This is a genomic window from Terriglobales bacterium (assembly GCA_035937135.1).
GTDB lineage: Bacteria > Acidobacteriota > Terriglobia > Terriglobales > Acidobacteriaceae > DASYVL01.
This window is the reverse complement of record DASYVL010000095.1, coordinates 1-8,733: the sequence shown is the minus strand read 5'-3', so window position 1 is coordinate 8,733 and position 8,733 is coordinate 1. Positions and strand designations below refer to the sequence as shown.

Annotated in this window: 7 protein-coding genes; 1 reads left to right on the top strand and 6 read right to left on the bottom strand. The window is 65.8% G+C overall.

All coding sequences use genetic code 11. The features are described 5' to 3' along the window. Both VGQ94_05820 and VGQ94_05815 read right to left on the bottom strand, forming a co-directional pair. Positions 1-267: aminotransferase class V-fold PLP-dependent enzyme (locus VGQ94_05820; GenBank protein HEV2022028.1), on the bottom strand; the 267-nt coding region annotated here is incomplete at its 3' end. A 32-nt stretch (positions 268-299) separates the two neighbouring features. Beyond that, on the bottom strand, positions 300-1,433 hold the full coding sequence (locus VGQ94_05815) for a citrate synthase (GenBank protein HEV2022027.1): 1,134 nt from the start codon (positions 1,431-1,433) through the stop codon (positions 300-302). Between the two features lie 258 nt (positions 1,434-1,691). Here VGQ94_05815 and VGQ94_05810 point away from each other — a divergent pair, with 258 nt between their 5' ends. After that, positions 1,692-3,845, top strand: coding sequence for a S46 family peptidase (locus VGQ94_05810; protein ID HEV2022026.1), 2,154 nt, complete (start codon positions 1,692-1,694; stop codon positions 3,843-3,845). A 57-nt stretch (positions 3,846-3,902) separates the two neighbouring features. On the opposite strand, the gene VGQ94_05805 is transcribed toward VGQ94_05810, so the two are convergent. From VGQ94_05805 to VGQ94_05790, 4 genes are all read right to left on the bottom strand, one after another. Further along, entirely contained in the window at positions 3,903-4,745 is an 843-nt protein-coding gene (locus tag VGQ94_05805) for an amidohydrolase family protein (GenBank protein HEV2022025.1), read from the bottom strand. A 4-nt stretch (positions 4,746-4,749) separates the two neighbouring features. Further along, positions 4,750-5,739, bottom strand: coding sequence for an FAD binding domain-containing protein (locus VGQ94_05800; GenBank protein HEV2022024.1), 990 nt, complete (start codon positions 5,737-5,739; stop codon positions 4,750-4,752). Beyond that, positions 5,736-8,288, bottom strand: coding sequence for a molybdopterin cofactor-binding domain-containing protein (locus VGQ94_05795; GenBank protein ID HEV2022023.1), 2,553 nt, complete (start codon positions 8,286-8,288; stop codon positions 5,736-5,738). Before VGQ94_05795 ends, VGQ94_05800 begins: the two co-directional genes overlap by 4 nt. Next, positions 8,285-8,733: (2Fe-2S)-binding protein (locus VGQ94_05790; protein ID HEV2022022.1), on the bottom strand; the 449-nt coding region annotated here is incomplete at its 5' end. The genes VGQ94_05790 and VGQ94_05795, both read right to left, overlap by 4 nt.

Sequence of the window (8,733 nt, the reverse complement as noted above, 5' to 3'; positions counted from 1 at the left end):
CACGTGGTCGCCCTTCTCCACCAGACCGAAAAGCGCGAGGTTGTCCGCCTCCGTGCCTCCGCTGGTGAAGACGACCTCGGCGGCGCGGCAGCCGAGCAGTTCCGCCACTGACTCGCGCGCGCGCTCCACCGCCGCCCGCGTCTGCTGCCCATGGTGGTGGATGGACGAGGCATTGCCGAACTGCTCGGCAAAGTACGGCCGCATCGCCTCCAGCACCTCGGGGAGAACGGGCGTGGTCGCGTTGTTGTCGAGATACACCCGGCGCATAGGGTCTATTTTACGCCTGCAAGGCCGCCCGCTTAGCGGCGCTCGATGGGCACGTAAGGGTTGGGGTACTTGGGGCCGACGTAGTCGGCGCGCGGGCGGATGAGCCGGTTGTCGTCGAGCTGCTCGATAACGTGCGCCGCCCAGCCCGAGATGCGCGACACGGCGAAGATGGGCGTGAACAGGTCCACGTCGATGCCCAGCGTGGTGTAAGTGGAGGCCGAGTAGAAATCCACGTTGGCGTTCAGTTTCTTCTCGCGGTTGATGTACAGCTCGATGGCGCGGGACCACTCGAACCACTTGGAGTTGCCGCTCGTCTTGCCCAGGTCCTCCGACATCTTGCGCAGGTGCGTGGCTCGCGGGTCCTCGGTGTGATAGACGCGGTGGCCGAAGCCAGGGACTTTCTTCTTGGTGGCCAGCATTTGCTTCACGTGCTCCACCGGGTCCTCGCCCGCCTTCTCCACCGCAAACAGCAGCTTCATGACCTCTTCATTGGCGCCGCCGTGCAGCGGGCCCTTCAGCGCCCCGATGGCGCCGGTGATGGCCGAGTGCATGTCCGAAAGCGTGGCCGCGATCACCCGGGCGGCGAAGGTCGAGGCGTTCAGCTCATGGTCGGCGTGCAGGATGAGGGCGATGTCCAGGGCTTTTTCCGCGGTTTCCGACGGCTTCTCGCCGTTCAGCATCAGCAGGAAGTTGGCGGCGTGGGAGAGCGAGTGGTCCGGCGACACCACGTTCTTCCCTTTGCGGATGCGGTCGTAGGCAGCCACAATCATGGCGATCTGCGAGGTCAGGCGGATGGCCTTGCGCACGTTGGCCTCGTGGTCGTTCACCGCCTCGTCGGGATCGTAGAAGGAGAGCGCCGAGACCGCGGTGCGCAGCACCTCCATGGGGACCGATTGCGACGGCAACCCCCGCAGCAGGTTGAAGATGGCGGAATCCAACTTGCGCTCGGCCGCCATGCTGGCGCGCAGTTCCTCCAGTTCCTTGGCCGAGGGCAGGCGTCCGAACCACAGCAAATAGCAAGTCTCTTCGAAGGTGGAATGGTCGGCCAGCTCGTGGATGTCAATGCCACGATAGGCCAGGACGCCCTTCTCGCCGTCGATGTAGCAGATGCTCGAAGTGGCGGCGACAATCCCTTCCAGTCCTTTGGCGGGCGCGCTGGCGGCCATACGTTTCCTCTCCTGCTGAGATTCCAAGCCGGGCCCAACGCTTCCAGCGGCGGGGAAACCGCGGTCGAACGACGGGCACTATTTTTATACTCTAACTCGCGCCCGTTTCCAACCGGCGGAGCCCGCTGCATCGGACGCCCCTCCCGCCCTGGGCCCGTCCTCTTCTTCGTTGCATGACCCCTCTAGTCCTTATATATTCAGTGGGTTATACAATCCGCGGCGCACGCGTCTGTGGGCCGCTTCTTTGGAACTCTCATTATGACCCGACGTTTCCTCGCCCTATTCCTGCTGCTGTTTTTGAGCGCCGCCGCGGCGGCGGACGAAGGCATGTGGCTGTTCAACGCCGCACCCAAGCAGAAAATCAAAGCCAAATACGGATTCGAGCCCAGCGACGCGTGGCTCGACCACGTGCGGCTCTCTTCGGTGCGCTTCAATAACGGCGGCTCTGGGTCGTTCGTCTCTGCCGACGGCCTCACCTTCACCAACCACCACGTGGGCGCGGGGTGCGTCCAGTCGCTTTCCACCGGCGGCAAGGACTACATGAAGAGCGGCTTCTACGCCCGCACACGCGCCGAGGAGGCCAAGTGTCCCGACCTGGAGTTGAACGTGCTCATGAGCATCGAGGACGTCACCGACAAGGTCAGCGGGGCGGCCAAGCCTGACATGTCCGTCGCCGAGGCGGGACAGGCGCAACGCGCCATCATGTCCGCCATCGAGAAGGAGTGCGCCGATTCGACCCACCTGCGCTGCGACGTCATCACCCTCTACTCGGGCGGCCGCTACCACCTTTACAAATACAAGAAGTACACCGACGTCCGCCTGGTGTTCGCGCCCGAGTTCATGATCGCCTTTTTCGGCGGCGACCCTGACAACTTCGAGTTCCCGCGCTACGACCTGGACATCACCTTCTTCCGCGTCTATGAGAACGACAAGCCGGCCAACCTGACGCACTTCTTCAACTGGACCCGGGCGGGGGTACGCGACGGCGACCTGGTGTTTGTCCCCGGCAACCCCGGCTCCACCGGACGCGACAATACGCTGGCGCAGATGGAGTTCGCCCGCGACGTCAACTTTCCCTTCCTGCTCAAGACCTACAAGCAGCGTCTGCAGGCGCTGAAGGCCTTCGCCGCAGGCTCGGAGGAGAATGCCCGCATCGCCCGCGAGGACATCTTCAGCATCGAGAACTCCTTCAAGGCGGTCACCGGCTACCAGGGCGGCTTGCTGGACCCCGCGTTGATGGCCAAGAAGGCGGATGCGGAGAAGAAGCTGCGCGCCGCAGTCGAGACTGATCCCGCAAAGAAGCAGCAGTTCGGGGCCGCCTGGGACGAGGTGGCGCAAGCCATGGCTGTGAGCAAGCAGATCTACCTGCCGCTCACCTTTCTGGAGCGCCGCGCCGGGTTCCGCGGCAACCTGACCTTCTTCGCCCGCGCCCTGCTGCGGGCCACGGCGGAGAAGCAGAAGCCTAACGGCGAGCGCATGCGCGAGTACCGCGACTCCGGCCTGGCCTCTCTCGAACAACAACTGTTCTCGACCGCTCCGGTTTACAAGGCGCTCGAGACCGTGATCCTCACCGAGTCCCTCGCCGAGATGCAGGAGAACCTGGGCGCCGACCATCCGGCGGTGAAGCAGGCACTGGGCGGACGGACGCCGGCCGAGGTCGCCAAGGACGCCATCGCCAACACCAAGCTGGATGACGTCGCCCTGCGCAAGCATCTCTACCAGGGCGGCGTGGCCGCGGTGGACGCCAGCACCGACTCGCTCATCGTCCTGATGCGCTCCATCGACGGCGAGGCCCGCAAGGTGCGCAAACAGTACGACGACCAGGTGGACGCCGTCGTCCGCCGCAACGGCGCGCTGCTGGCCAAGGCTCGTTTCGCCGCCGGCGGCCTGGAGATGCCTCCCGACGCTACCTTCACCCTGCGGCTGAGCTACGGCGACGTCCGCGGCTTCGTCGAGGACGGCCAGGGCATCGTCCCCGAGGGCACGCACGTTCCCTACTTCACCACCATGGGCGGGGCCTACAAGCACGCCGCGGAGAAGGGCAACACCGACCCCTACCAACTCCCCGAAAGCTGGATGAAGAACAAGGGCAAGGTGAATCTCTCCACTCCGTTGAACTTCACCTCCACGCCGGACATCATCGGCGGCAACTCCGGCAGCCCGGTGGTCAACAAGGCGGGCGAGGTGGTGGGCATCATCTTCGACGGCAACATCCAGTCGCTGCCCTGGAACTTCATGTACTCGGACGACATCGGCCGCTCCGTGTCCGTGGATGCCCGCGGCATCAGCGAGGCGCTGCGGAGCATCTACGGCGCTACCGAGCTGGCTGACGAGCTGGCCGGGCCGCAACCCAAGGCCAAGACCAAGCCGATGCCCAAGGCCAAGCCGGCCGCAGCGGTTGGCAAGGACTAGGCCAAGCAGTTTCTCTCGGGCCTGCGTCTTCGGACGCGGGCCTTTTCCTTTGTGAGGTCAGGCGGGCCAGAGGGTAAGCGCCGTCTTGGAGAGAATCTGCTCCCGGGCTGCCTCGGAGAGCGGCAGGGCGCGGAACTGCTCGAGGTTCTGCTTGATGTCGGGCACGCCCGGCCCCGGCCAATCCGTGCCGAAGAGGGTCTTCGCCGCAATCTCCTCCAGGCGCGGGAAATACTTCAATAACGACTTGGGCGGGATGCCCGAGATGTCGAGATAGACGTTGGGATGCCGCCGCACCAGGAAAAACGCGGTCTCCATCCACAGCGGCCGGCCGCCGTGCGCCAGCAGGATCTTCAGCTTGGGGAAATCCACGGCCACGTCGTCCACGTGGATGGGGTCGCCGAACTTGTTGCGCGCGCCGGGGAAGATGGAGGTCCCGGTGTGGAACATCACCGGGATGCCGTTGGCCTCCGCCGCCCGGTAGATGATCTCCAGCTCCTTCACCCCGTTTAGGTAGTCGTTGGGAAACAGCAACTGGTGCGGCGGGTGGATCTTGATCATGCGGATGCCCAGGCGCAACACCTGCGCCACGTCCGCCAGCACGTTCTTGGTATGCCGCGGATGGATGCTGCCGCAGGGGATGAGCCGCTTCGGGTCTTCTTTCACGTAGTTGGCGACGAAGGGGTTGACCTCGGGCGTGAAGCCGATGACCTCAGGCGCCACGTAGTTGATGAGCACGGCGCGGTCCACGCCCGCTGCGTCCAGATGTTTGAGGAAGGCCTTGGGCGAGCGACAGAACTCGACGATCTGGTCGAAGTTCGCCCGCTTCTTCTTCATCGCCGCGAGCGCTGCCGGCTTGAACATCTCGACGGGCTGGATGTGGATGTGGCAGTCAGTGATCATCTGTCTAGGAACCTACCGCCGCCAGCACCGCCCGCCTGGTGAAAACGCGGATCATCTCCCGCCGGTACTCGGGCGTGAGCGCCGAAGTCGTGAGCGGCTTGGCCGTGCTGGCCGCCAGCTCGCCCACCACAGTCGCCGCGTGCTCCAGCTCGTCGCTGGTGCTCTTGCCGATAAGCGCGTGCCCGGCGCCCAAAATCAGCAGCGGCGCCGGATTCACCGCCGTAAGTGCGACTTTGGCGTCCTCGATGCGGCCGTTCTTCTTCACCACCACGGCAACACCCGCCAGCGGATAGTCAATGGAGCCGCGCATGCGCAGCTTCTGATAGACGCCGCGATAGCCCGCAGCAGATTCCGGCAGGAAGACGCGCGTCAGCATCTCATTCTTATCCAGCTTCATGCGTGCGACGCCGTCGTTGGTGTAGAAGTCCGCCAGCGGCACGCGGCGCGTGCCGTCCGGGCCGGCAATCTCGATCTCCGCGCCCAGGCAGAGCAGCGCCGGCGGCGTGTCACCTGAGAACGCGGCCCAGCACTTCGACCCGCCCGGGGCCACGTGGCAGAGGTCGCCATCCTTCTTGATGCAGAAGCCGCAGGACTGCCGCCAGGTGAGCGACTGGTTGTACCAGAGGCAGCGCGTGTCCAGGCATATGTTCCCGCCGATCGTGCCCATGTTCCTGAGGATGGGCGAGGCCACGGTCTTCGCCGCCTCGTGCAGCACCGGGTAGTTGCGGTGGAGGAAGCTCGAGTCCTCGATGGCGGTCAGCGTGGTTAGCGCCCCGATCTCCACGCCCTCCCCGGCGCGCACCCGGATGCCTTCCAGTTCGCTGATGCCGCGGATATCCATGACGTAGGCGGGCGCGAACAGCCGCTGCCGCAGCGAGGGGATGAGGTCGGTCCCGCCGGCGACGATCTGCAACTCGTTGCCAAAGCGATGCAGGAAGCGGAGCGCGTCCTCCATCGTCCGCGGCCGCAGCAGCTTAAAGTTGGGAAGGCTCAATCGTCACCTCCCGGGACTGGCGCCGCCCGCCGCGCTGGATCGTTCACGTGACGCTCCGGGCCTTTACCCTTGAACCACAGGGCGCCGCCGTGCTCGCGGAACTTCGTCGGCCGGGTGGGGTCCACGCCTTCGGTCAGGTTCAGCTTCTTGGCACCCTTCTGGTCGCGCAGCGCCGCCAGAACGCGCTCCGGGGTAAACGGCACTTCGCGCAGTCGAACGCCCACGGCGTCGTAGATGGCGTTTGAAATCGCCGGGATAGTCGCTGCCAGCGAACCTTCGCTGCACTCCTTGGCGCCGAACGGGCCTTCCGGGTCCACGCTCTCTACGATGATGCACTCCACCTCAGGCGACTCGACCGAAGACGGCGAGCGATACTCGAGCAGCCCGGGGTTCATCAGCAGGCCGTCCTTCCAGACCATTTCTTCCAGAAGCGCCTGCCCCATACCCATCCAGACCGAGCCGATCACCTGGCCCTCGACCGCCACGGGATTCAGCGCGCGGCCGCAGTCGTGCGCCGCCCAGACCTTGTGGACGATGACCACACCCGTCTCTTCGTCCACCGAAACCTCGGCCACCTGCGCGGCGTAGGAGTACGCCGGAGACGGTCCCACGCCCCCGCCCTTGTACTTGCCGCCGCGAGCCTCCTGCGGCGGCGCGTAGGAGCCGGTCCCGGTGAGCGCACCGTGGAAATCGATGGCAGCCACCACCGCCTCCTCGAAGGTCATGCGGTCCCTGGGACCTTCGTCCTTGCGCTTCTGCTGGATGGAGCCACGCAGCACCTGTCCGTCCACCCGGCCGGCCACTGTGGCCGCATCAGCCGCGGGCGGAGCCACAGCCTCGCCCTTGCGGGTCACCAGGTCGTCCCGCAGGACGACCTCTTCCGGCGCGCATCCCATCTTCTTCGCGGCCGCGGAGACGATCTGCTTCTTCACATCCTCGGCGGCGCGCAGCGTGGCGTTGCCTGCCATGAACGTCACGCGGCTGGAATACGACCCGATGTCGATGGGCGTGAGGTCGGTGTCGGCGGCCACCACCTTCACCCGTCCCAGCGAGCAGCCCAGGACTTCCGCTGCGACCTGCGCGGTCATGGTGTCCGAGCCCTGGCCGATCTCCGCGGCGCCGGTATAGACCACCACGCCGCCGTCGCGGTCGATCTTGATGTTCACCGTCGAATGTGGCATGTCGGAGCGGATGATAGAGCTCGCCGCCCCGCTGACGTAGTGGCTGCATCCCAGGCCCAGCCCGCGCCCGCGGCCCAGCTTCCCTTTGCGCGCCTGCCACCCGGAGCGTTCGACCACTTTCTCCACGCACTCCGGCAGGCCGTAGCTCTGTACCCGCAGGCCGTTCACGGTGATGCAGGGCGGCTTCAGCAGATTGACGCGGCGGATGGCGGCCGGGTCGAGCGAGAGCGCGGCGCAGATCTCGTCCAGTTGCGACTCGAAGGCGAAGCGAACGTTGACCGTGCCGTGCCCGCGCATGGCGCCGCAGGCCGGCTTGTTGGTGAGCACCCGGTAGCCGTCGTAGCGGATGTTGGGAATGTCGTAGAGAGCGCCCAAGAGCGCCCCGGAATAAAGGATGGTCACCACGCCGTAGCTGCAGTAGGCGCCGCCGTCCTGCACCACGCGCGCGGCCACGGCGGTGATGCGCCCGTCGCGCTTCACGCCCGTCTTCAGGTCGATGATGGTGCGCGGGCGTCCGCGGTGCGCCCAGAAGACCTCCTCACGCGTATATGTGATCTTCACCGGCGCCTGGGCGGCGCGCGCCGCCACCGCCGCGATGATCTCCAGCGGGATGACCTCCGACTTGCCGCCGAAGCCGCCGCCCACCAGCGGCTTGATCACCCGGATCTGCGACATGGGCAGCTCCAGCACCAGCGAGAGCTTGTGCTGCAGGTAGTACGGCACTTGCGTCGAGGACCACACAGTCAGCCGTCCCATCTTCCCGGTGTGCGGGTCGAGCTCGAAGGAGGCTAGCGTCGAGTGCGGCTCCATGGCCGCATGCGTCACCTCGTTGGCGATGTAGCGGGCCTCGGCGATGTGCTCGGCTTCGGCGAAGCCCTTCTCCGGATCGCCGAAGACGTGGTGGTAATCCTTCTCCAGGTTGTGGGCCTTATGGTCGTGGATGAGGTCGGTTTCCGCTTTCATCGAATCTTCCGGATCGAAGTAGGCGGGCAGGACCTCGTACTCCACGTCAATGAGCTGGCAGGCCTCTTCGGCGATTGCTTCTGAGACGGCGGCCACGCAGGCGACGTTGTCGCCGATGTAGCGGACCTTATCCACCGCCAGCGCGGTCTCGTCGTGACCCACGGGCAGGATGCCGTACTTGTTGGGGGCGTCCGCCCCGGTGACCACCGCGACCACACCCTCAAGCGCCAGCGCCTTGGCGGCGTCAATGCGCTTGATGCGGGCGTGCGGATGCGGCGAGTGCAGGATCTTCCCGATGAGCATCCCCGGGACCGTGAGGTCGTCGGTATACTTGCCCGCGCCCGTGGTCTTCCCGGCGGAGTCAATCATTGCCACCGGTTTGCCGATGATGGAGAAGTTGCTCATTTCGTCGCCGCCATTCCCTTCTGCTCCGCCTCCACCGCCGCCTTCACCGCCTGGTACATCTGCGAATATCCGGTGCAGCGGCACAGGTTGCCGCTCAGGGCGTGGCGGACGTCGTCGTCCGTGGGCTCGGGATTGCGCGCCAGCAGCGCCTTCACCGTCATCAGGAAGCCGGGAGTGCAGAAGCCGCACTGCGCCCCGCCCCAATCGCCATACGCCTTCTGGATGGCAGCCAGCGCGCCGTGCTCGGCCACGCCTTCGATGGTAGTGATCTCGTAGTTGCGGTCGTCGTTGCGGTCGGCGGCCGAGGCGCAGCTCCCTGCCAGCATGGTGCAGGAGAGAACGGGCGTGCCGTCGAGCAGCACCGTGCAGGCGCCGCAGGAGCTGTCGTCGCAGCCGCGCTTGGAGCCGGTGAGGCCCAGGTCCTCGCGCAGAGCGTCGAGCAGGA

Excerpts from the sequence above, each read along its gene's own strand:
- VGQ94_05815 (HEV2022027.1), bottom strand. The coding sequence starts at position 1,433 with ATGGCCGCCAGCGCGCCCGCCAAAGGACTGGAAGGGATTGTCGCCGCC.
- VGQ94_05810 (HEV2022026.1), top strand. The coding sequence starts at position 1,692 with ATGACCCGACGTTTCCTCGCCCTATTCCTGCTGCTGTTTTTGAGCGCC.
- VGQ94_05805 (HEV2022025.1), bottom strand. The coding sequence starts at position 4,745 with ATGATCACTGACTGCCACATCCACATCCAGCCCGTCGAGATGTTCAAG.
- VGQ94_05795 (HEV2022023.1), bottom strand. The coding sequence starts at position 8,288 with ATGAGCAACTTCTCCATCATCGGCAAACCGGTGGCAATGATTGACTCC.